Raw genomic sequence first — 23,284 nt, 5'->3', positions numbered from 1 at the left:
AATGCCAAAACGTACAGATATTAAAAGTATTCTTATCCTAGGTGCCGGTCCAATTGTTATTGGACAGGCGTGTGAGTTTGACTATTCAGGTGCACAAGCCTGTAAAGCCCTTCGCGAAGAAGGCTACCGAGTCATTTTGGTTAACTCTAACCCAGCAACCATTATGACTGACCCAGAAATGGCCGACGCAACATATATCGAGCCAATTCATTGGGAAGTGGTGCGCAATATTATTGCTAAAGAGCGTCCTGATGCGATTTTACCAACCATGGGTGGACAAACTGCACTGAACTGCGCACTAAAGTTAGAAGAAAAAGGTGTACTAAAAGAATTTAATGTTGAAATGATTGGTGCCACAGCTGATGCAATTGATAAAGCTGAAGACCGTAGCCGTTTCGACAAAGCGATGAAGTCCATTGGCCTAGAGTGTCCACGTGCTGGTATTGCTCACAATATGGATGAAGCTTATGGCGTATTAGACATGGTAGGTTTTCCATGTATTATTCGCCCCTCTTTCACCATGGGTGGCAGCGGTGGTGGTATCGCTTATAACAAAGAAGAGTTTGAAGAGATCTGTTCTCAAGGCTTAGATTTGTCGCCAACTAAGGAATTATTGATTGATGAATCATTAATTGGTTGGAAAGAATATGAAATGGAAGTGGTTCGTGACCGCAACGATAACTGTATTATCGTGTGTTCAATTGAAAACTTCGATCCAATGGGTGTGCACACAGGTGACTCAATTACTGTTGCCCCAGCGCAAACCTTAACCGACAAAGAATACCAGTTAATGCGTAATGCTTCTTTAGCAGTATTGCGTGAAATTGGTGTTGAAACCGGTGGTTCAAACGTTCAGTTTGGTATTTGTCCAAACACTGGCCGTATGGTCATCATCGAGATGAACCCGCGTGTATCACGTTCATCTGCTTTAGCTTCAAAAGCAACCGGTTTCCCGATTGCTAAAATTGCAGCCAAATTGGCAGTGGGCTTCACGCTTGATGAGTTAAGCAACGACATTACCGGTGGTAAAACGCCAGCATCATTCGAACCGGCTATCGACTATGTCGTGACTAAGGTTCCGCGCTTTAATTTTGAAAAATTTGCCGGTTCAAATGACCGTCTAACCACACAAATGAAATCTGTCGGTGAAGTTATGGCTATTGGCCGTACTTTCCAAGAGTCATTACAAAAAGCATTACGTGGTTTAGAAGTGGGCCGCAACGGTTTTGATCCGATTGTAGATTTACAATCTTCAGAAGCCATGCAAATTATTCGTCACGAATTAAAAGAGCCTGGCTGTGACCGTATTTGGTACATCGCTGATGCGTTCCGTGCAGGTTTATCTCGCGACGAAATTTTCAAGCTGACGAATATTGACCATTGGTTCTTAATTCAAATTGAAGACCTCATTGCTAACGAAGCTAAAGTGGCTGAAGTCGGTTTGTCAGGTTTAAATTATGAGTTCTTACGTCAGTTAAAGCGCAAAGGTTTCTCTGATGCACGCTTAGCGGATGTGTTAGGTGCCAGTGAAAGTGAAGTGCGTAAGTTGCGTCACCGTCATGAAATCTTCCCTGTTTATAAGCGTGTGGATACCTGTGCGGCTGAATTTTCAACCGACACGGCTTACATGTACTCAACTTATGAAGAAGAGTGTGAAGCTAACCCATCTGACCGCGACAAAATCATGGTGTTAGGTGGCGGCCCTAACCGAATTGGTCAAGGTATCGAGTTTGATTACTGTTGTGTTCATGCTGCATTAGCACTGCGTGAAGACGGTTTTGAGACCATTATGGTTAACTGTAACCCTGAAACCGTATCAACAGACTACGACACTTCAGATCGCTTGTACTTTGAGTCAGTGACGCTAGAAGATGTGCTTGAAATCGTGCGTATTGAGAAGCCAAAAGGCGTTATCGTGCAATACGGAGGTCAAACACCACTAAAATTAGCCCGTGACTTAGAAGCTGCTGGAGTACCTATTATTGGTACTAGCCCAGACGCGATTGACCGTGCTGAAGACCGTGAGCGTTTCCAACAAGCGATTCAACGTTTAGGCATGAAGCAGCCTGAGAACGCGACGGTGACAACCGTTGAAAGTGCAGTGATTGAAGCTGAAAAAATTGGTTATCCATTAGTGGTTCGTCCATCTTATGTACTGGGTGGTCGTGCTATGGAAATCGTTTACGACAAGCAAGATTTGCTACGTTACTTTAACGAAGCCGTTAGTGTGTCTAACTCATCGCCTGTATTACTCGATCACTTCTTAGACGATGCCATAGAAGTTGATATTGATGCCGTTTGTGATGGTGAAACCGTGGTTGTTGGCGCAATTATGGAACATATTGAGCAAGCCGGTGTTCACTCTGGTGACTCAGCGTGTTCATTACCGCCATACAGCTTAAGTGCAGACATTCAAGCGCAAATGCGTGAGCAAGTGTCTAAACTGGCTTTTGAATTAGGCGTAGTTGGCTTAATGAACGTGCAGTTTGCAGTGAAAGATAACGAAATCTATATGATTGAAGTTAACCCTCGTGCAGCACGTACCGTACCGTTTGTGTCTAAAGCCACAGGTGTACCTTTAGCGAAAATTGCAGCTCGAGTGATGGCAGGTCAAAGCTTGAAATCACAAAACTTCACAGAAGAAGTGATTCCACCTTTTTACTCAGTTAAAGAAGTGGTACTGCCATTCAACAAGTTCCCAGGAGTTGATCCACTATTAGGGCCAGAAATGCGCTCAACTGGTGAAGTCATGGGTGTAGGTGATACCTTTGCTGAAGCCTATGCTAAAGCACAGTTAGGTGCCACAGCTGAAGTACCTAAGTCTGGTCGTGCATTATTGTCTGTACGTAACAGTGATAAGAAGCGCGTTGCCTCGTTGGCTGCAAAGCTAATTGAGCTAGGCTATGAAATTGATGCGACACACGGTACGGCGGTTATTCTTGGTGAAGCGGGAATTAACCCTCGATTAGTTAACAAAGTACATGAGGGTCGTCCTCATATTCTTGACCGTATCAAGAATGATGAATATACCTACATTGTTAACACCACTGAAGGTCGTCAAGCAATTGAAGACTCGCGTCAAATTCGCCGTGGTGCACTACGTTATAAAGTGAATTACACCACGACATTGAATGCAGCGTTTGCTACTTGCTTAGCACATTCTGCTGATGACCGTGGCAATGTGACTTCAGTTCAAGAGTTACATCAGCGCGTTAAAGGCTAATAAGCCAATAAATAAACGTCATATCAATTGTAAAGAGCCTTCATTTTGAAGGCTTTTTTTATCGCTAAAATAAGCTATTTAACCTGAGATCGGTTTAAGCCATCGCCATCAACCCTGACTTTTCTGTAGGTGTGATGTTCAATGATGGCTTTTCTGGTTTTAGGCAATATGCGATTAATCCACCTAGCAAGTTCAACATGAATCCATGTAAACTCCTGTGTCTTGAATGCTCTATCTGAGAAATATTCTTCAGTTGGTCGTTGATGGTTTCAATGATGAACCGTTTAGACAGCATTGCTCTGTCCCAAGCCGCTAATATCTTCGCCTTCATGTTCTTTCGTTGAGTTGTTATAAGAGTGATCCCGTTTTCTTTCAAATCTTCAGTCAGCGCCTTACTGATATAACCTTTATCGGCGTAAAGCTTATCGAGTAGCCCTTTTGACAGTTCCCGAACGGGCTTTCTGTCATCCGTATTAGCAGGAGTAAGCTTAGCTGCCACAATATCGCCAAGATGATTGGTAATAATGTGCAGCTTAAATCCATAAAACCAGCCCATTGTTCCTTTGCCTCTTGCAGCCGTTCCTTTGAATACCTTGTGTCTCGGGATGCGTAAGTTATGGCAGACTTTAATGCTTGTAGAGTCAATAAACTCAATACCTGTAGGCACTCCTTTAACATGGGTAAAGAAAGCACTTAGTGGTATAAGCATCGATGGCATCACTTCAATAAATCGGGTGTAACTGAGAAGTTTAGGGAAATCATTTTTGTAATAACGACAGATAATTCCCAGATAAAAGTTTTTAAAATCACGCTGATGAGACATATGAAAAGCGACAATGATTGTCATAATTTCGCTTTCAGACATTCGTCCTTTACGATTACGCTTTCGCTCGCCACTTTCAAGTTGAAGTTGCTGCCACTGAGGTAGAAAAGCCTTACAAAAATCATCGACATGACAAAATAAATCTACTAGTTTACTCATAGCTGGTTCCTTTGTGGTCAATCCTTCTTGGTCGAAAGATCTGATCATGGAACCAGCTTTTAGTTCCCTTCTATTTTTATCCCGAATTCAGGTTATTTAAGTTACAAATCTAAGTTGTAATGATAATAGTTATCAGTTGTATGTTTATGAATTTAAAGGAAAATTTGCAATCGCATTCTAGCTGTACTATCCTAGCTTAAATTGATCCAGATCAAGTTTTGCCATTAAGGACATTATTATGAAAGGTCACCCAAAAGTTATCAGCCAACTTAATCGTGTATTAACATTCGAGCTGACCGCCATTAACCAATATTTTCTTCATGCACGCATGTTTAAGCATTGGGGCTTAGAAAAGCTGAACGAGAAAGAATACAAGAAATCGATCCAAGACATGAAACACGCTGATAAGTTAATTGAGCGAGTTTTGTTCCTTGAAGGTTTACCTAATTTGCAACAACTTGATAAATTGCGTATCGGTGAAGAAGCCGAAGAAATGTTGAACTGCGATAAAGATGCGGTTACTGAACAAATTGCAGTATTACGTGATGTGATTAAGTTATGTGAAACCGAGCAAGATTATGTCAGTCGTGATTTGCTTGAAGATCTGCTCGAAGATGAAGAAGAGCATTTAGATTGGATTGAGTCTCAACAAGAGTTGATTACTCAAACCGGCATTCAAAACTATCTTCAATCTCAAATTAAAGACTAACTAAAAGGACTCGATTATGAAAGGCAATCAAGAAGTTATAGACGCTTTAAATAGCTTATTAACCGGTGAATTATCAGCAATGGATCAATACTTTGTGCATGCACACATGTATGAAGATTGGGGATTTGACGAGCTATACACCCGCATTTTACATGAATCAGATGATGAAAAAGCGCATGCCGCTAAGTTAGTACAACGTATTCTATTTTTAGAAGGCACACCTGATGTTGCCAGTCGTGAAGCATTGAATATAGGTAAAGATGTCAAAGAAATGCTTGAAAACGACTTACAGTATGAGTACAAGGTCGCGGATGATTTACGTAAAGTGATTAAGTTATGTGAAGAAAAGGGCGATTATCAAACACGTGAAATTTTAGAAGTGTTACTAGATGATACCGAGTCTGATCACATGTACTGGTTAGAAAAACAATTACGTTTAATTGAACGTGTTGGTTTGCAAAACTATCTACAAACAAAAATGTAAGTTAGCATTTACTCAGAAAAAAGCCCAAGCTCAAACAGCTTGGGCTTTTTGATTTTATATCCAAATGGTTACGGCTTTTCACCCATTCCAATATTATGCTCTGCTATATCTTTTTATAGGCGGCAATAAAATTGTTATTGAATTAAGTGACTCGTCAATTGAATACTGTTTTTATACACAGTAACATTGGGTTTGTTACTTATTGAATTGATATTGGCATGCGAAAAATTATTCACATTGATATGGATTGCTACTTTGCCGCCGTTGAAATGCGTGATTTTCCTGAGCTACGCGATAAACCAGTGGCGGTTGGCGGCAGCTCAGATCGCCGAGGGGTGATTAGCACCTGCAATTATGCTGCGCGTAAATTTGGTGTGCGGTCTGCAATGTCGAGTTATCAAGCATTAAAGTTATGTCCTGATTTAGTGTTAGTGCGCGGTCGAATGCAGGTTTACAAAGAGGTGTCACAGCAAATTAGGCAGATATTTCAGCGTTACAGTGATCTTATTGAGCCGTTATCGTTAGATGAAGCATTTTTAGATGTGACTGATTGTGTGCTGTACCACGGTAGTGCTACGTTAATTGCCAAAGCCATCCGTGCAGACATTGAAGCTGAGACCGGCTTAACGGCTTCAGCGGGCGTCGCGCCAATTAAGTTTCTCGCCAAAATTGCGTCTGATTTAAATAAACCTAATGGTCAATATGTGATACCCCCAGAAAACATTCCTGAGTTTATTAAAACCCTACCGCTGAGAAAAATTCCTGGTGTGGGCAAGGTTACTGCGCAAAAGCTTTCCGATTTAGGGCTGGAAACTTGTGCCGATGTGCAAGATTATCCTCAGCATAAATTACTCGATAAATTTGGTAAATTTGGTGCAGTATTGATCGAGCGTGCAAACGGGATTGACCCTCGCGCGATCAGTAATAATCGGCTTAGAAAATCAGTGGGAGTTGAAACCACCTTAGCCCAAGATATTTTTACGCTAGCGCAATGCCACCAAGTGTTACCGCAATTAATTCAAGAGCTAGACGCTCGAGTCAGTCGTAGTGCCAAAGACAGACAGATCAATAAACAGGTGGTAAAGATAAAGTTTCATGACTTTAAACAAACTACCATTGAGCAGCGCAGTGATGGGATATCAGTAAACTTATTTTATAGCTTGTTAGCGCAAGCCTTTTTACGCAGTAATGGTCGCGGGATCCGCTTGCTTGGTGTGAGTGTCGGTTTGGCAGAAACAGATGAAAAAAAACTGCAAACTAAGTCAGTTACCCAACTCGATTTGCAGTTTTAATTGACGTTAAGTCGTTGCCAACATTAAAGATTAGACTTTTGCTGGAATACGCTCTAATACCGCTAACAATAGCTGCCAATATTGCCCGACAGTCTCAATGTTAACCATTTCATCTGGGCTATGTGGGTAGCGAATAGTCGGGCCAATCGAAACCATGTCCATGTGCGGGTAAGGCTCTTTAAATAAACCACATTCAAGACCAGCGTGGATGACCATAATTGTTGGGTCTTTCTTATAAATATCATTATAAGTTTCACGCACAATCGCCATGACAGGTGAAGTGCTGTCAGGCTTCCAACCCGGATAAGCGCCGCTGAACTCAATGCTAGCGCCAGCAAGATTCGTTAATGCATTTAACATGCCTTGAATTTCTTCACGGCCAGAATCAATCAGTGAACGAATTAAACACAATATTTCAATGCTTTCTTGCTCGGTGTTAATTACGCCGACATTCAGTGATGTTTCGGTCACCCCCTCAACTTCATCACTCATGCGCATTACCCCATTTGGGCATGCGTGTAGTAAGTCAATTAAGCTATTTTGCGCATCTTCACCAATTACTTTTGCTGGCGTATCAATGGCTGTTAATGTCAGTAACATGCCTGGGTCGGCTATCGCTAACTCTTGACGAACTAAGGCCTGAAACTCGCTAATTGCGGTTTCTAATGCTGGCACATTTTCAGCTGGCAACATGAAGCTTACACTGGCTTCGCGTGGAATTGCGTTACGTAGCGACCCACCGTTGAAATCAACTAGCTCTAATGCAAGTAAGTCACTTTGAGCAAATAAGAAGCGAGCTAACAACTTGTTTGCATTGCCACGACCCAAATGGATGTTAACGCCAGAATGGCCACCTTTTAAACCTGATAAAGTTAGCTTAAATGCTTTGTTGCTTAACTCAGGTGCCTGCCATGAAAGTGGGATAGAAATTTGTGCATCCACGCCACCGGCGCAGCCCATGTAAATTTCACCTTCTTGCTCAGAATCTGTGTTAATTAAGATTTCGGCATCTAAATAACCTGCTTCTAGGCCAAACGCGCCGGTCATGCCCGCTTCTTCATCTATGGTAAGCAGAACTTCTAATGGGCCGTGCTTAATGTCATCACTGCCTAAAATCGCTAAAGCTGATGCCATACCAATGCCGTTGTCTGAGCCTAAGGTAGTACCATTGGCTTTTACCCACTCACCATCGACATAAGCTTCGATAGGATCTTTTTCAAAATCATGCACTTTGTCGGCATTTTTTTGCGGAACCATATCAATATGGGCTTGTAGTGCTACCACTTTACGGTTTTCCATACCGGGAGTGGCAGGTTTACGAATAATGAGGTTACCTACTTTATCTTCAACAACAGCTAAGCCTTTTGATTTAGCCCATTGTTGAATATGGCTTGAAAGTGCCTGTTCGTATTTAGATGGATGAGGAATTGCACAAATTTGTTCGAACCATTGCCAAAGAGGTTGTGGATATAATTGATTTAATGCTGTCACGAAAAGTCCTCTATCATTCAATTTAATAAATTTATGGCATTATTCTACCATAGCGGGATAAGTTGCCATGTTAACTGCGTCCATTATTATTGATAGTGGAACCTTAATTATGTAAATAAAAATTAACCCTCAGCACAAAATTCAGCCCTGAATGTTTAATAAAAGGACAGACAATGTATCAAGTACCTGTAGTTGATGTGAATAATGATAACGCCATTTTTGAAGGTGAAGGATGGGATGCGGTAGTGGTGGTCACGCCTAATCTAGATGATATTGAACAGCAAGAAATTAGTTTGCTGGCTAATCATGCCACTCAAATCGATCAACGCGTAGGCAAGCAAGCGACCTTGTTATTTGCCCCTGGGCTTGCTGGTGGTCGATTAATTATTTCACCTGTCACCGGCAATGATGATTATGCCGACGTCAGAATATATGCCAACGCTGCTAAAGACGGAATAACCATTGCTAAAGATGCTGGCGCTAAAAAACCATTATTGATAGTCAGCGCCTCACAAGATGCTCGATTTGAGTTTGCTGCTGAGGTTGCAGCACTCGCCTGCGGACAAGCATTATGGCAACCGTTAGAAACCCGTGAGGCCAAGCAATTACAGCCAGTGTTTACAGCCATTGGTTTATTAAATACTAACGATAAAAGTCAGTTACTTAATGCCTTAGAAGCTGGGCGAGTGCTTGCAAGAGACTTATGCGGCACAGAGCCTGAACGCATGAGTGCAATTAAATTTGCTGATTACTGTGTTGATGCATTTAAAGATAGTGGCTTACAGGTTGAGGTTGTGGATGACAAGGCGAGTTTAGAAGCAAATTACCCATTATTATCGGCAGTAGGACGAAGCTCATTTGATGTGGCGCGTCATCATCCGCGGGTGGTTAAAGTTTGTTACCAAGGCGAGGGGGAGATAACCAAAACCTTATTGTTTGCCGGTAAAGGTGTGGTGTATGACACTGGTGGCGCCGATATTAAAATTGCTGGCGGCATGGCAGGTATGAGCCGCGATAAAGGTGGTGCTGCGGCAATCGCTGGGTTAATGAAGACTTTATCGATACTTAAACCTAAAGGGATTAAGGTGATAGCCCAGTTAGGGCTGGTACGCAATAGTATTGGCAGCGAGGCATTTGTGACCGATGAAATTATTAAAAGTCATGCTGGCGTTAGAGTACGAATTGGTAATACCGATGCAGAAGGGCGTTTGGTATTAGCGGATTTATTATCACATTTACGTGTTGAAGCCACCAAAGCGGTTAATCCATCGTTATATTCGGTAGCAACTTTAACCGGTCATGTGGTGCGTTGTTATGGTGGTTATAGCGCCTTGGTTGAAAATTCAGTCGCCAAGCAACAGCAGGTAGCTGCTAAATTACAACATATCGGGCAGCAATGGGCCGAACCATTTGAAGTCTCTTATTTACGTCCAGATGATTTTGACAAAATTTCTGACAAAAATGGTGCAGCAGATGTTATTTCATCAAATAATGCCCCGTCATCGGTGACTGCTCGTGGGCATCAATATCCAGCAGCATTTTTATTAAAAGCATCTGGTTTAGAGAAACATTCACTTAAAAATGAATTACCTATGAGTTATACCCATATTGATATTGCTGGAAGTGCCACCCAAGGGATCCTTTGTACGGCAAACCAACCGCACAGCCGCTAGTAGCTTTATTACAGTTTTCGATAAGCGGCAATTGATATTTTTATAAATAAATACAGTGCATAAGCCTCATCTTGTTTTAGAGTAAATATGTAAAAACCTTTATTTTGGTAATGTTATTACGTAAATAAAGGTTTTTTTGTTTATTTTAAAAAAATACTTGTAATAAAATTACATATTAGTATAATTCTTTTCGTTGGCTGGCGAGATGCCGTCAATGCTAGTAAATCCAGGATGGATGTTATCTCCAAGGAAACGAGTGTAAGAAAGTTGTCTCAATGGATTGAGAATAGTTAGTTCCACGGACCAGAGCCACTACTAGGTTTAAACAACTTTAATTTGGAGAATTTATCATGTCTTATTTAGGCAATGGCAAGATTTATTGGCAAAACACTTGGTTTGACACAAGTGTTTTACGTGGCGGTTTATTCGCTATGAAGTTTTAAAGGTTAGGTTCAGCTTATTTCCGTTTGGTGACCCAACATCATTTCCCGTCAATTTGACGTTTAGACACGGGTAATAAATTGCTTGATTTATTCCCATATCACTCCCCAGTGATACTCGCTTTCCTTTCCCCAAAAGGGATGCTTGTAATATGTCGGCCTACTCACTGAGTAGGCTTTTTTTTGTCTGTTTTTTGTTATTTCATCGGTATGAATGAGCAGTTATTTATGCCCCAAAGTATCTTTGGAGTATGGCCTACGGCCACTAACGTCGTGGCGCTTCGTCCACACCAGACCAAAGGGGCAAAACGCTTACGCCCCTTTGGAAACCCTCAGCGCCCCAGACGAAAAATGCTGAAAAGCGCATATTTTCGATGGGGATTGATCCTGCTTTTAACTTCGTTTGTTGCTAACTTCGGTCATTGTCAGCTAATACAAAATCTCCCTAACGCTACCGATAGGTGTCTGAAGTAAATGGATTTACAAATGCCAAGCTCACGGGTTCTTGTAATAAAGAGTCTCAATGACCTCAACTCAAATTGAATTGACAATAACCCTTTGCCGATGCTACTTCGGGACGCTGTACGCCATCCATGGCCGCTTAACGAAAACGTCCTGTTTTCGATACCCCTCAGCCGCATCTGCACAGGATTATTCTATCTCTTCGATTTGGCTTTATTTGAACCCCAAATTAAAAGCGTAAGTGATACTTAGAATTTAATTAAATTGAATTTTGATGTTTTTCTATTGATTACAAACATGGTCAAATCGAAGAGGCAATAATCAAGGGGCAGATGATCCAGCGAGTATCCAAAAGAAGGCGAAGTTTCGCTGCGTGAAACGCTTTGAGCGAGAGGCATGGATGCCGAACTAGCTTTTTAACAAGGATGTTATTGGTTTTGGTTAAGCCCACACGGACGTGCTTGCTGCGTCTCGCTGGATTATTTGTACGAAAGGTCGCTCTTTCACATCTGACCCATAGGGATATGGGAAATGTCAGTGTGATGTCGGGAACATCACTGACCATGTGATCGCGACATTCCTTCATCCGGAACATCCCAGCGGCAGGCAATTGATTAGATTTGAGTCACGGACCTACTTAACCTACCCAGTATAACTTTTATTAAAACATTGAATTAAAGCTATAAAGTAGATTAAAGTATCAAATATTAGGGACAAAGTAGGGGAACCTCGAGCATATTTATCGAGCGCGCCATTTAGGGAAGAAAAAGCCATTCATTAACAGTGCATATCAACTCCCTTGTTAAAGTTTACTTTGCCCCAACTAATTTCTAAAACGTTAGCTGTCAGGGAGTGCAGAGGTAGATATGGCAAGATATGAACTATTTTCAAAGAAACAGAAAAAGTTGAGGGGAGAAGTCCCTGATCTATATCAATATGAAAATATTGAGCAAAGCTTCCGTGTTCAAGTAGTTCATATCGTACGGGATACTATAGGCGTTGAGCAGCTTTACAATGACACCACTAATGGAGTGTACGCGGAGATTCATAAGGTGCTTTGCAAAGAGTATGGTGTTTTTACTTTAAAAGAATACACAAATTCAAATTTTTCAGCAGTCTTCGATTACTTCTTAAGCCAAAAAAGCCACGAAAAGTGCCTTGACATTATAGAGTTAACTTTCAGAATAATTGACACCCATATTAGAGAGCGAGAGTGGGCTTTTCGCAATGCTTCTGGCGTCTGTCAAAAACCTGATGACGCAATTGACGAATTAAATTGTCGGTTCAAGGAAGCAGGAATTGGTTATCAGTTTGAATCAGGAGAGCTAATTAGGGTCGACTCTCAATATGTCCATTCTGAAGTTGTAAAACCCGTTCTTCATCTTCTTGGTAAGAACAAGAAGTATGCCGGTGCAAATGACGAGTTTTTATCAGCCCATGAGCACTACCGTCATAAACGTTATAAAGAATGCCTTAATGATTGTCTCAAGTCATTCGAGAGTTTGATGAAAGCAATCCATGAAAAGCATTCGTGGCCTTACAATCAAAACGACACAGCAAAGAAATTAATTAATAGCTGTCTTACTAACGGGCTAGTGCCAGAATATCTACAGAATCAATTTTCATCTGTACGAATTTTGCTCGAAAGTGGTATTCCAACGGTAAGAAATAAGGAAGGTGGGCATGGCCAAGGCTCAGATGTTACTTCTGTCCCAGAACATTTAGCCAGCTATACCTTGCATCTAACAGCGACTAACCTTCTATTTTTAGGTAACTGTGAAGAAAAATACAGCTAACAAAAGGCTGCTAAGGAAAATTTGCTCTCTAGCGTTCCTAAATTTCAGCTGAATGCGGCGTCCATAAAAGTTTTAATCCAAACTCCTCGAGTTAGATCAACAAACCCAAAATCACGTTAACTCCTGCTGTGCATTTAGCTTTAATTATGATGATTAACCTTATATGAAAAGTCTGTTTTCAGGCTTTGCAAGTTATTATTGCCATCTAAAGTAAGATTTTATGACACGCTACAGGCTATAATTTGCCTCTTTTGAGCATTCGGGGTCAGTTATCGAAACGGCTCAAAAACAATAAAAAATATTAATTAACCCTCACCCAAGGAACATGGTTCCATGTTAGAAAAACTATTTAAGTTAAAAGAACATAATACTTCTTTAAAACAAGAAGTCGTGGCAGGTTTTACCACCTTTTTAACCATGGCTTATATTATTTTTGTCAACCCTATGATGCTGGCTGATGCTGGGATGGATCATGGCGCTGTGTTTGTTGCGACCTGTTTAGCCGCTGCTATTGGCTGTTTGATTATGGGATTACTGGCAAACTACCCAATCGCACTTGCCCCTGGTATGGGCCTGAATGCATTTTTCACTTACACAGTCGTCGGTGAAATGGGGTACAGCTGGGAAACCGCACTGGGCGCGGTATTTATGTCTGGTGTGTGCTTCTTAATTTTGTCATTGGTCAAAATACGCGAATGGATTGTTAATAGCATCCCAATGTCATTGCGCTTTGGTATTGCAGCGGGTATCGGCTTATTTTTAGCCTTAATTGGCCTCAAAAGTGCCGGTATTGTGGTCGCAAGTCCGGCCACTTTAGTCACCATGGGCGATATAACCTCTTTTCCTGCTGTGATGGCCGCCTTTGGCTTTTTTATCATTATTGCTTTAGTGCACCGTGGTTATAAAGCAGCGGTGATTATCAGCATTATGACTATCACCGTACTTGGGTTAATTTTTGGTGATGTGCAGTACAACGGCTTGATGTCTATGCCACCTTCTGTTGCGCCAACATTTATGAAAATGGATCTTTCTAGCGTACTTGAAATATCGATGATTTCAGTCATTTTTGCGTTTTTGTTTGTGGACTTATTTGATACTTCAGGCACTTTGGTTGCGGTCGCTCAGCGTGGTGGTTTATTAGATGAAAATGGTCGTTTGCCAAGGGTAAAACGAGCATTAACCGCTGACAGTGTGGCAACCATTACCGGTGCCGCATTAGGAACATCAACCACCACCAGTTACATTGAAAGCACCGCGGGTGTGAGCGCTGGTGGGCGTACAGGATTAACCGCCGTTGTCGTTGGATTGCTATTTATTGCTGCCTTGTTTATTTCGCCTTTGGCGGGCATGGTGCCAGCCTATGCGACTGCAGGAACGCTTTTTTACGTGGCAATTTTAATGATGTCAGGTTTAGTGAATGTTGAATGGGATGATTTAACTGAAGCCGCGCCTGTGGTTGTGACATGCTTATTGATGCCATTAACCTTCTCGATTGCTAATGCAATTGGTTTTGGCTTTATTTCATACCTAGTGATTAAAGTAATGACAGGCCGTTTTAAAGACTTAAATGCAGGTGTGTTATTTATTGCGGTGCTATTTTTAATTAAATTTATTTATGGTTAATGTGAAATAACATAGGCTAATTTTTTAAGGGTTCTGCATTGCAGAGCCCTTTTTTATAACGCATCTCAAATTATTTTCATCAATTGGGTTTGTTGTGAGGGTTTATCTAGGAATTGTTTGATTAATTGGGTATAAAAATAGGTCCTCCGTTGTATATAAGCGAATAGAAGAGAAGGCTAAATGGGTTATCGCCGCGTTGTGGTTAAGTTAGGTACCAGTGTACTGACCTCGGGAAGTAAAAAGCTGGATAAAGCACATATGGTGGAGTTAGCCAGACAAATGGCTAATTTGATGAAATCAGGTGTTGAAGTGGTGTTGTGTACTTCCGGCGCGATTGCCGCAGGGCGTGAACATCTACAATACCCCTTATTGCCCGATACCATGGCCCATAAACAATTACTGGCCGCGGTTGGTCAAAGTCAGCTCATTTTAGCTTGGTCGCAATTATTCAGTATTTATGGCTTACATGTGGGGCAGCTATTGTTGACTCGCGCTGACTTACAGGACCGTGAGCGTTATTTGAATGCTCGCGATACCTTAAATGCCTTGTTGGATAATAATATTATCCCGATTATTAATGAAAATGATGCGGTCGCAACCACTGAAATAAAAGTAGGTGATAACGATAACCTGTCGGCCCGTGCGGCCTTATTGTGCGATGCGGATTTATTGATTTTATTGACGGATCAACAGGGTTTATTTGATGCCGATCCGCGTACTAACCCCGATGCCCAATTAATCACCCAAGTGAAGGATATTGACGATAGCTTACGCTTATTAGCGGGGGCTCAGTATCTGGTTTAGGCACAGGTGGTATGGCAACTAAATTACAAGCCGCCGATATCGCAAGGCGTGCGGGTATTGAGGTGGTTATTGCATCAGGTCATCATGAAGATGTGATCAAAAAAGTGGTTAATAGTGAGTCCGTAGGTACCCATTTCAGTGCAATTGATTCGCCACTTGAAAGCCGTAAACAATGGATTCTAGCTGGGCCAGCATCCAAAGGTAAATTAATTGTCGATGATGGCGCGGCTAAAGCTGTGGTTGAAAATGGTCGCAGTTTATTATCAAAAGGCATTGCCACCATTGAAGGTCAATTTGACCGCGGGGCAACAGTATTAGTGGTCAGCCTACAAGGTAAAATACTGGCTAAAGGGATAAGTCGTTACTGCGCTGACGACTTACGTAAAATTAGCGGTAAACACTCAAACGAAATTGAACAAGTATTAGGTTATGACTATGGCGATGCCGCTGTGCATCGCAACGACATGGTTGTACTGGAAAATAAGGAGATTACTACCCATGTCTGATGAGAAAATTAGCACGTATTTAGCCACGCTAGGGCAACAAGCTAAGCAAGCAAGCTTTGCGCTAGCCAGTTTAACGAGTCAGCAGAAATCAGCGTTATTACAAACGATTGCTGAACAACTTGCTGAAAATTCCGCCCGTATTTTGGCTGCTAATGCGCAAGATGTTCAAGCGGCTAAAGCCAATGGCTTAACGGATGCTATGGTGGATCGCTTGCTTCTTGATGAGTCACGTTTAGCAGGCATTATTGGCGATATTGATAATGTGATTAATCTTGCCGATCCAATCGGTAAAGAAGCCGACAGCAAGCTGTTGGATAATGGTTTGCGTTTAACCCGCCGTTGTGTGCCATTAGGTGTCGTTGGGGTTATCTATGAAGCCAGACCAAACGTGACTGTAGATATTGCGGTATTAGCCTTAAAAACCGGTAATGCGGTAATTTTACGAGGCGGTAAAGAAACCTTAGCCTCAAATAAGGCATTAAGTGACGTTATCCGCAGTGCATTAGTGCAACATGGCTTACCTGAAAACTGCGTACAGTTAATTGACTCACCTGATCGCGCCATTGTTAGTGGTTTACTGCGATTAGATAAATACGTCGATATGATCATTCCTCGCGGTGGTCAAGCGTTGCAGCGTTTATGTGCCGAGCAATCTAGCATTCCTGTGATCCTTGGCGGAATTGGTATTTGCCATTTGTTGGTTGATAAAAAAGCCGATTTAAACCGTGCACTTGATGTGATTGCTAATGCAAAAGTTCAGCGCCCAACGGTATGTAATGCATTAGATACCTTGTTAGTTGATCAAGCTGTCGCGCAAGTATTTGTTCCTAAAGTGGCTGCCCATTTGCACAGTTTAGGTGTGGTATTTCATGCCTGTGAGCAATCGCAGCAATATTTAAACGGCTTAGGATTTGATGTTACGCCTGCGGGGGAGGAGTCCTTTTCGACTGAGTGGTTATCATTAACGCTGGGCATTAAAGTCGTGAGTGATATTGATGAGGCGATTAAGCATATTCGTGCTCATTCAACGGGTCATTCGGAAGCCATATTGACAGATGATATTCATGCCGCTAGCTACTTTATGAACCAAGTTGATTCATCCGCTGTGTATGTTAATGCCAGCACTCGCTTTACTGATGGAGCGCAATTTGGACTAGGTGCTGAAGTGGCAGTAAGCACCCAAAAGTTACACGCTCGTGGACCTATGGCGCTGGATGCATTAACCACTTATAAGTGGTTGGCATGGGGCGATTACACCAGCCGTAAGTAATACCATAAAAAAGGCTTACTCCTTTACAACCTAAAGTGAGTAAGCCTTTAATTAACTAATCTTAGTGGATTAAGTTAGTGGATTAAGCCGATATTACTGCCATAAAGCTAGATTAGAATCCGTAGCTAACACTGACTAAAAAAGTATCGTCATTGCGCCAAACGCCGTCATCGACAATATAATCGTCACTCATATCAGACATTAAATAAGCGGCTGAAATACTGACACCGCCCACTTCGGTTGATACACCTACTGAATAGTCAGAATAGCTATCAAAACCTTCGCCATCATCAATACCATCGCCGAAGTTGTAACCATAATGGAGGTCTAGGCTCCAGTTTTCAGCAAATTCCCAACCATAGTTTAGCTCGGCATAATGTAAATCATCACCTGCGCCACCGTAATCATTGGTGTACCAATAAGCTGCACGGAAACCAACAAAGTCGATACCGGCTGTGATCTCAAAATAGCCTAAATCACTTCCGCCAGACCCAATGTAGTTATAGCGATACAAGGTAACGTCATAGCTAGCATCATCATTGATTTCACCGTAGTAACCGGCATAGATATCTAGTTCTACATCAGGGCCGTTATAGCCTTCTTCGTCAAAGTCGACATTACTTGCCCATGCGCCCACGAAAAATCCGCTGTCATGGCTCCAATCAACACCTGCTTGTATAGCAAAATCACCTGCCGTTTGTGATACACCACGAAAGCGATAATCGTTTGTGGCTGCAACTTCGCCGGTTAATTCAGCTAGCGCAACCGGTGATAGTAGGGTGGCCGATAATGTTAATCCGCTTAACAGTGCAATTCGCGCTCTTTTTGTTAGTTTTGACACGATATTTCTCCAGTTTCACTTTTTATAGAGTTCTTGGTTTCAAGAACTGCGTTGGTTACCACATATCTACTCGCACAATTGCAATGCAATTTAGTGGTGAGCAGTACCGCATGGCGGGTTAAAAACTCAGGTTTGTTCAAACATCACATAGACTTTCTTACACTTTTCAAGCACCTCCCAAGTGCCTGAAAAACCTTTAGGTATAACAAACTTATCGCCTGCTTTTACCGTTAAACTGTTGCCATCAGCATCTGTAATTTTGCTGATACCTTCCAGAATGTCACAATATTCATATTCAGTATAAGTAATTTTCCAGCAACCCATCTCACTTTGCCAAATTCCGACATTAAATTGCTTACATGGGCTTTCAAAATGGTTTTGAACACTTTGTAATGGATTGCCTTGTATGCATTTTTCTGGTGCTAAATGGTATTGCTCAATCTCAGTGCTGGCAGCTGAAAACACAGTGATGCTATTAATTCCTTGGCTCATAATACGATGCTCACTATTTCATGGTTGGCATGATAAATGCCGATGCTGCTTCAGTTAATTTTGCCTGTGGCCAGCGCGCAGTAATGGCTTTACGTTTGGTGTAAAAACGCACGCCATCTGGGCCATGCATATGCAGTGGGCCAAACAATGAACGTTTCCAACCACCGAAACTATGGAACGCCATCGGTACTGGAATAGGTACGTTAACCCCAACCATACCCACTTCTACGTGATGACAAAAATGCCTTGCGGCTTCACCACTTTGGGTGAAAATAGCGGTGCCGTTACCAAATTCATGTTGGTTAATTAGCGCTAATGCTTCGGCGTAATCTTTGACACGAACAATGGCCAATACTGGGCCAAATATCTCTTCTTGGTAGATGCGCATGGTCGGCGTGACATGGTCAAATAAACATGCCCCTAAAAAGTAGCCTTGCTGGTGGTCTTCAATGCTGATATTTCGTCCATCAACCAGCAGTGATGCACCTTCTTGTAAGCCGGTTTCAACATAGTCGCTGACTTTGGCAAGATGCTGGGCAGAAATAAGTGGCCCCATGTCCATTTCGGGAGTCATACCATTGCCAACACGTAAGTCACGAATTTGCGGTAACAGTTTGTCGACTAACTTATCGCCCACATCACCCACGGCTAACACAACCGAAATAGCCATGCAGCGCTCACCAGCACTACCATAAGCGGCACCCATTAGCGCATTGACTGCTTGATCTAAATCCGCATCAGGCATTAATAGCATATGATTTTTAGCACCGCCCAATGCTTGCACGCGCTTACCATGGGCTGAGGCCGTGGTGTAGATATATTCTGCAATTGGGGTAGAGCCAACAAAGCTAACGGCTTGGATATCTGGGTGAGTCAATAAGGTATCAACGGCTTCTTTATCACCATTAACCACATTAAATACGCCATCAGGTAAGCCGGCTTCTTTGAGTAACTCAGCAATACGCATCACTGAGCTTGGGTCTTTTTCAGATGGCTTCATAATAAAGGTATTGCCACAAGCAATGGCAATAGGAAACATCCACATTGGCACCATGACAGGGAAGTTAAATGGCGCGATGCCCGCGACAACGCCCAGTGATTGATTAACCGACCATGAATCAACACCGCCACCTACTTGTTGGGTATGCTCGCCTTTTAATAAGTGGGGAATGCCACAGGCAAATTCAACGACTTCTAAACCGCGAATTAACTCGCCTTTAGCATCGTCAATCACCTTGCCATGTTCACGGGTGATTAGCTCAGCCATTTCTTCAATATTTTGCTCGACTAAAGCTTTAAATTTAAATAGCACTCGAGCACGGTTTAGGGGCGTAACCTGTGACCATGTTTGGTATGCCGCTTTAGCGGTGGCGATGGCTTGTGCTACCTCGCCTTGGCTTGCCAATGAGACTTGGCCGCGTAACTCACCGGTTGCGGGTTCATAAATATCCTGCTGACGCTGGCTGGCTGTTGTGTGTTGTCCGTTAATAAAATGGTTGATGCTAAGCATGAAACGTTACCTATCTATATTCTTAAAAAGTGTTTAACCCACTGCCACAATGGCGTCTGCAAGACTATTGACCATTTGATCGATATGCGATTTTTCGACAATTAACGGTGGTGACAGGGCAATGATGTCACCAGTTGCACGCACTAAGGTGCCGTGTCTAAAACAATGATCAAATATGCCATATCCGCGTTTACCGACTCCTTTATCACTGGGTGAGAACTGTATGCCGCCCACTAAGCCGGTGTTGCGAATATCAATCACATTTGGCAAGCCTTTTAAACTATGAACGGCTTGTTCAAAATAGCTTTCAAGGGATTTAGCGCGGGCAAAAAGTTGCTCGTTTTCATAAATGGCTAAGGTTGCTAGGGCCGATGCCGCAGCTACCGGATGGCCTGAATAGGTATAGCCGTGGAAAAATTCAATCATGCCTTCTGGGGCGTCCATGCATGTGTCGTGAATTGTGTTACTGACAAACACTGCGCCCATGGGAATTGCACCATTATTAATGGCTTTAGCTGCAGTGATAATGTCTGGGGTGACATTCCAGCGTTGACTCGCAAAGGCTTCGCCTACACGGCCAAAGGCGGTAATCACTTCATCAAAAATTAATAAAATACCGTGTTTTTGCGTGATTTCACGTAATCGAGCCAAGTAACCTGCTGGTGGTAAAATAACCCCTGCCGAACCCGACATGGGCTCAACAATGACCGCGGCAATATTTTCTGCGCCGTGTAAGGTGATCAGTTGTTCAAGTATTTCAGCTTTTTCTATGCCATGAGGGGGTAAGTCACGACTAAACGCATTATTAGTGATGTCTAAAGTATGAGGTAAATGATCTATACCTTGGAGTAATTGCTGGCTAAAGGTTTTGCGATTATTTCCAATACCACCAACCGAAATCCCGCCAAAGCCGACACCATGATAACCAAGCTCGCGGCCAATAAAGCGAGTGCGAGTTGATTGGCCATTAGCGCGATGATATGCCAAGGCCATTTTTAAGGCGGTGTCGACCGACTCTGAACCTGAGTTAGTGAAAAACACATGATCTAAGCCTGCAGGACTTAATTGACACAGTTTGTCTGCCAGCTCAAAAGCTAATGGATGACCTAATTGAAATGAGGGCGCGTAATCCATATCGTGAATTTGCTTACTCACCGCTTCTGATATTTCACTGCGACCATGACCAGCATTACAACACCATAGTCCTGCCGTGGCATCTAATACTGAATTACCATCAATATCCGTGTAATGCATTCCCTCAGCGCTAACTAACATTCGCGGTGAGGTTTTGAACTGTTTGTTTGCCGTAAACGGCATCCAATAATGAGACATATTCAGCCCATGGTTTGCTGTGTTAGGTTGATTTTTTTCCATATCTCTATCCATCATGATTGCCAATTACAGCGAGGCGATTGATTACTGTGTGGTTGATATTTGCTATGCTATGTCAAAAATAATGAACGTAAAAGGTTTTTGTGCATTTATTTAAACTAAATTACCCATTTTTGTAAAATATATTGAAAATATTTTACCTTTAAGCATAATCGAGCTATTCCGTTAGCCATCAAATTGTTTATTGATGAAGTGAGAACGAAAGCAATATTCGATAAATAAACGCTAACTCTGCCACTCTTTTTTACATTCGAGGTCACAATGAGTACTCCTACAAGCCGCAGCGATTGGGAAGCCTTGGCTGCTAGCCTAACAATTAACAATCAAGCTTTTATTAATGGTGAATATTGTGATGCACAGTCTGGGGAAACCTTTGAATGTACAAGCCCGGTAGATGGCCGGTTGCTCACCCAGGTTGCTAGTTGCGATTTGGCTGACGCCAATATTGCTGTTGCCAATGCTCGTGAAGTGTTTGAAGCCGGTACTTGGTCGAAGCTCGCCCCCGTTAAGCGCAAGCAAGTGATGATCAAATTTGCTGATTTACTAGAAGCTAACGCCGATGAATTAGCTTTACTTGAAACCCTTGATATGGGTAAGCCGATTAAGTTTTCGAAAACAGTAGATGTTGCAGGAGCAGCCCGTGCTATTCGTTGGTCAGGTGAGGCCATTGATAAAATTTATGATGAAGTTGCGCCAACAGCACATAACGAAATAGGCATGATCACCCGTGAGCCCGTTGGGGTTGTTGCCGCTATTGTGCCATGGAATTTTCCAATGATTATGGCATGTTGGAAGCTTGGACCATCATTAGCAACCGGCAACAGTGTGATTTTAAAGCCTTCAGAAAAATCACCTTTAACGGCGATTCGTATGGCGCAGCTTGCGATTGAAGCAGGCATACCACCGGGCGTATTAAATGTGTTACCTGGTTTTGGCCATACGGTTGGCAAAGCGTTAGCGCTGCATATGGATGTTGATACTTTAGTGTTTACCGGCTCTACAAAAATTGCCAAGCAATTAATGATCTACGCGGGTGAATCCAACATGAAACGCGTTTGGCTAGAAGCTGGTGGCAAGAGCCCTAATATTGTGTTCAATGATGCGCCAGATTTAAAAGCTGCGGCAGAAGCGGCAGCATCAGCTATTGCCTTTAACCAAGGTGAAGTGTGTACTGCAGGCTCACGTTTGTTAGTTGAAAAAGGCGTTAAAGATGAGTTGATTGGGTTAATTGCTCAAGAGCTTAAATCATGGCTGCCTGGTCATCCGCTAGACCCTGACACAATAACTGGGGCCGTGGTAGATGCACAGCAACTGAACACTGTATTGGGTTACATTAAGGCGGGTGAAGAGCAAGGTGCATTACTTGTGCAAGGTGGTAAGCAGGTTATGGCTGAAACCGGTGGGGTATATGTTCAACCAACCATTTTCGCCAATGTGACCAATGATATGCGTATTGCCAGTGAAGAGATTTTTGGCCCTGTTTTGTCGGTGATCGAGTTTGATGGCATGGATGAAGCGATTAAAATTGCTAACGACACCATCTATGGCCTAGCGGCGGGTGTGTGGACATCTGATCTTTCAAAAGCCCACAAAACCGCGAAAGCACTTCGCAGTGGTATGGTGTGGATTAATCATTATGATGGCGGTGACATGACCGCGCCATTTGGCGGGTATAAACAGTCAGGTAATGGCCGTGATAAATCATTGCATGCCTTTGATAAATACACTGAAATAAAAGCAACTTGGATTGCTTTATAAGCTTTGCTTTTAATCAATTAAGCCCTTTATAGTACAAGCTGTAAGGGGCTTTTTATTAAGTTGATTGAATTGGTTATTAGATACTTAATGCTTAACTCTCAACACAAATGGATTTGTATTACTATGTCTAACAAAGTGCTTAATCGTATTGCGATTAGTTTAGCGGTCGGTTTTTTTGGTTTTATTATTTGGATCATTTATTTAGCGAACACCGGTGGCCGCAGTGTATTTTTTGTTCTGATAAAACACATGCCCTATGGGGATAAAGTGGGTCACATGCTGCTATTTGGTACGCTGACTATATGGCTAACCTTGCACTGCAATTTCGTTGTTTTAACATTGGCAAATATGGCCTTTATTGGGGCAGCATCGGAGTTTCGTTGTTTGTGATCGCTGAAGAATTTAGTCAAGGCTTTATCGCAAGTCGTACTTTTGATGTCGCCGATTTAGCAGCCGATGCCGTTGGGATAAGCTTATTTATTTATTTCAGTTGGTTAACCCAGTCGTTTATCATTAAAAAGCAATCCGAGGTTTAA

Annotated in this window: 16 protein-coding genes and 2 pseudogenes; 12 read left to right on the top strand and 6 right to left on the bottom strand. The window is 42.4% G+C overall.

Annotated features, from left to right (window positions below):
- The first annotated feature begins 1 nt into the window (after position 1).
- Complete coding sequence (gene carB, locus HBH39_RS13150) at positions 2-3,223, top strand: carbamoyl-phosphate synthase large subunit (protein WP_167678984.1); 3,222 nt, start codon at positions 2-4, stop codon at positions 3,221-3,223.
- Positions 3,224-3,317: 94 nt separating this feature from the next.
- Here the strand turns inward: carB and HBH39_RS13145 are convergent, their stop codons facing one another.
- Positions 3,318-4,205: an IS982 family transposase gene (locus tag HBH39_RS13145; protein ID WP_167676119.1), complete on the bottom strand. Its 888-nt coding sequence runs from the start codon at positions 4,203-4,205 to the stop codon at positions 3,318-3,320.
- Between the two features lie 238 nt (positions 4,206-4,443).
- Between HBH39_RS13145 and bfr (HBH39_RS13140) the strand changes: the two genes are divergently transcribed.
- The 3 genes from bfr (HBH39_RS13140) to dinB all read left to right on the top strand — a co-directional run bounded on the left by bfr (HBH39_RS13140) (position 4,444) and on the right by dinB (position 6,690).
- On the top strand, positions 4,444-4,914 hold the full coding sequence (bfr, locus tag HBH39_RS13140; protein ID WP_167678982.1) for a bacterioferritin: 471 nt from the start codon (positions 4,444-4,446) through the stop codon (positions 4,912-4,914).
- 16 nt (positions 4,915-4,930) lie between these two features.
- Entirely contained in the window at positions 4,931-5,398 is a 468-nt protein-coding gene (gene bfr, locus HBH39_RS13135; RefSeq protein ID WP_167678980.1) for a bacterioferritin, read from the top strand.
- A gap of 218 nt (positions 5,399-5,616) precedes the next feature.
- On the top strand, positions 5,617-6,690 hold the full coding sequence (gene dinB / locus HBH39_RS13130; RefSeq protein WP_167678978.1) for a DNA polymerase IV: 1,074 nt from the start codon (positions 5,617-5,619) through the stop codon (positions 6,688-6,690).
- A gap of 30 nt (positions 6,691-6,720) precedes the next feature.
- Here dinB and HBH39_RS13125 read toward each other — a convergent pair whose 3' ends face one another.
- On the bottom strand, positions 6,721-8,181 hold the full coding sequence (locus HBH39_RS13125; protein ID WP_167678976.1) for an aminoacyl-histidine dipeptidase: 1,461 nt from the start codon (positions 8,179-8,181) through the stop codon (positions 6,721-6,723).
- A 173-nt stretch (positions 8,182-8,354) separates the two neighbouring features.
- Between HBH39_RS13125 and HBH39_RS13120 the strand changes: the two are divergent.
- The 5 genes and pseudogenes from HBH39_RS13120 (at position 8,355) to HBH39_RS13100 (ending at position 16,755) form a co-directional block, all read left to right on the top strand.
- Positions 8,355-9,889 (top strand): annotated as a pseudogene (locus tag HBH39_RS13120) (M17 family metallopeptidase).
- A gap of 1,733 nt (positions 9,890-11,622) precedes the next feature.
- Positions 11,623-12,552, top strand: a complete 930-nt coding sequence (locus HBH39_RS13115; protein ID WP_167678974.1) for an STM4504/CBY_0614 family protein — start codon at positions 11,623-11,625, stop codon at positions 12,550-12,552.
- Between the two features lie 333 nt (positions 12,553-12,885).
- Entirely contained in the window at positions 12,886-14,175 is a 1,290-nt protein-coding gene (locus HBH39_RS13110; protein WP_167678972.1) for an NCS2 family permease, read from the top strand.
- Positions 14,176-14,355: 180 nt separating this feature from the next.
- Positions 14,356-15,485: pseudogene (gene proB, locus HBH39_RS13105) on the top strand (glutamate 5-kinase).
- Positions 15,478-16,755 (top strand): glutamate-5-semialdehyde dehydrogenase, encoded by a 1,278-nt coding sequence (locus HBH39_RS13100; RefSeq protein ID WP_167678970.1) that lies wholly within the window; start codon positions 15,478-15,480, stop codon positions 16,753-16,755. Before proB ends, HBH39_RS13100 begins: the two are co-directional and overlap by 8 nt.
- A 112-nt stretch (positions 16,756-16,867) precedes the next feature.
- Here HBH39_RS13100 and HBH39_RS13095 read toward each other — a convergent pair whose 3' ends face one another.
- From HBH39_RS13095 to HBH39_RS13080, 4 genes are all read right to left on the bottom strand, one after another.
- Entirely contained in the window at positions 16,868-17,596 is a 729-nt protein-coding gene (locus HBH39_RS13095) for a TorF family putative porin (RefSeq protein ID WP_432280118.1), read from the bottom strand.
- Between the two features lie 126 nt (positions 17,597-17,722).
- Entirely contained in the window at positions 17,723-18,088 is a 366-nt protein-coding gene (locus HBH39_RS13090; protein ID WP_167678968.1) for a cupin domain-containing protein, read from the bottom strand.
- Positions 18,089-18,101: 13 nt separating this feature from the next.
- Entirely contained in the window at positions 18,102-19,598 is a 1,497-nt protein-coding gene (locus tag HBH39_RS13085; RefSeq protein WP_167678966.1) for a CoA-acylating methylmalonate-semialdehyde dehydrogenase, read from the bottom strand.
- A gap of 33 nt (positions 19,599-19,631) precedes the next feature.
- Positions 19,632-20,972: an aspartate aminotransferase family protein gene (locus HBH39_RS13080; RefSeq protein ID WP_167678964.1), complete on the bottom strand. Its 1,341-nt coding sequence runs from the start codon at positions 20,970-20,972 to the stop codon at positions 19,632-19,634.
- A gap of 279 nt (positions 20,973-21,251) precedes the next feature.
- On the opposite strand from HBH39_RS13080, the gene HBH39_RS13075 reads away from it, so the two are divergent.
- The 3 genes from HBH39_RS13075 to HBH39_RS19825 all read left to right on the top strand — a co-directional run bounded on the left by HBH39_RS13075 (position 21,252) and on the right by HBH39_RS19825 (position 23,284).
- Positions 21,252-22,748, top strand: a complete 1,497-nt coding sequence (locus HBH39_RS13075; RefSeq protein ID WP_167678962.1) for an aldehyde dehydrogenase — start codon at positions 21,252-21,254, stop codon at positions 22,746-22,748.
- 123 nt (positions 22,749-22,871) lie between these two features.
- Positions 22,872-23,138 carry a hypothetical protein gene (locus HBH39_RS19830; RefSeq protein ID WP_244325652.1) on the top strand — a complete coding sequence of 89 codons (267 nt, stop codon included), beginning with the start codon at positions 22,872-22,874 and terminating at the stop codon, positions 23,136-23,138.
- Positions 23,135-23,284: a hypothetical protein gene (locus tag HBH39_RS19825; protein ID WP_244325805.1), complete on the top strand. Its 150-nt coding sequence runs from the start codon at positions 23,135-23,137 to the stop codon at positions 23,282-23,284. The genes HBH39_RS19830 and HBH39_RS19825 overlap by 4 nt, the downstream gene beginning before the upstream one ends.

It is taken from the genome of Shewanella aestuarii (genome assembly GCF_011765625.1).
Classification (GTDB): domain Bacteria; phylum Pseudomonadota; class Gammaproteobacteria; order Enterobacterales; family Shewanellaceae; genus Shewanella; species Shewanella aestuarii_A.
Note: the sequence above shows the minus strand (reverse complement) of the source record. Positions and strands in the feature narration are given on the sequence as shown.

Coding starts and splice junctions, on each gene's coding strand:
- carB (WP_167678984.1), top strand. CDS start 2: ATGCCAAAACGTACAGATATTAAAAGTATTCTTATCCTAGGTGCCGGT.
- HBH39_RS13145 (WP_167676119.1), bottom strand. CDS start 4,205: ATGAGTAAACTAGTAGATTTATTTTGTCATGTCGATGATTTTTGTAAG.
- bfr (WP_167678982.1), top strand. CDS start 4,444: ATGAAAGGTCACCCAAAAGTTATCAGCCAACTTAATCGTGTATTAACA.
- bfr (WP_167678980.1), top strand. CDS start 4,931: ATGAAAGGCAATCAAGAAGTTATAGACGCTTTAAATAGCTTATTAACC.
- dinB (WP_167678978.1), top strand. CDS start 5,617: ATGCGAAAAATTATTCACATTGATATGGATTGCTACTTTGCCGCCGTT.
- HBH39_RS13115 (WP_167678974.1), top strand. CDS start 11,623: ATGGCAAGATATGAACTATTTTCAAAGAAACAGAAAAAGTTGAGGGGA.
- HBH39_RS13110 (WP_167678972.1), top strand. CDS start 12,886: ATGTTAGAAAAACTATTTAAGTTAAAAGAACATAATACTTCTTTAAAA.
- HBH39_RS13100 (WP_167678970.1), top strand. CDS start 15,478: ATGTCTGATGAGAAAATTAGCACGTATTTAGCCACGCTAGGGCAACAA.
- HBH39_RS13090 (WP_167678968.1), bottom strand. CDS start 18,088: ATGAGCCAAGGAATTAATAGCATCACTGTGTTTTCAGCTGCCAGCACT.
- HBH39_RS13085 (WP_167678966.1), bottom strand. CDS start 19,598: ATGCTTAGCATCAACCATTTTATTAACGGACAACACACAACAGCCAGC.
- HBH39_RS13080 (WP_167678964.1), bottom strand. CDS start 20,972: ATGGAAAAAAATCAACCTAACACAGCAAACCATGGGCTGAATATGTCT.
- HBH39_RS13075 (WP_167678962.1), top strand. CDS start 21,252: ATGAGTACTCCTACAAGCCGCAGCGATTGGGAAGCCTTGGCTGCTAGC.
- HBH39_RS19830 (WP_244325652.1), top strand. CDS start 22,872: ATGTCTAACAAAGTGCTTAATCGTATTGCGATTAGTTTAGCGGTCGGT.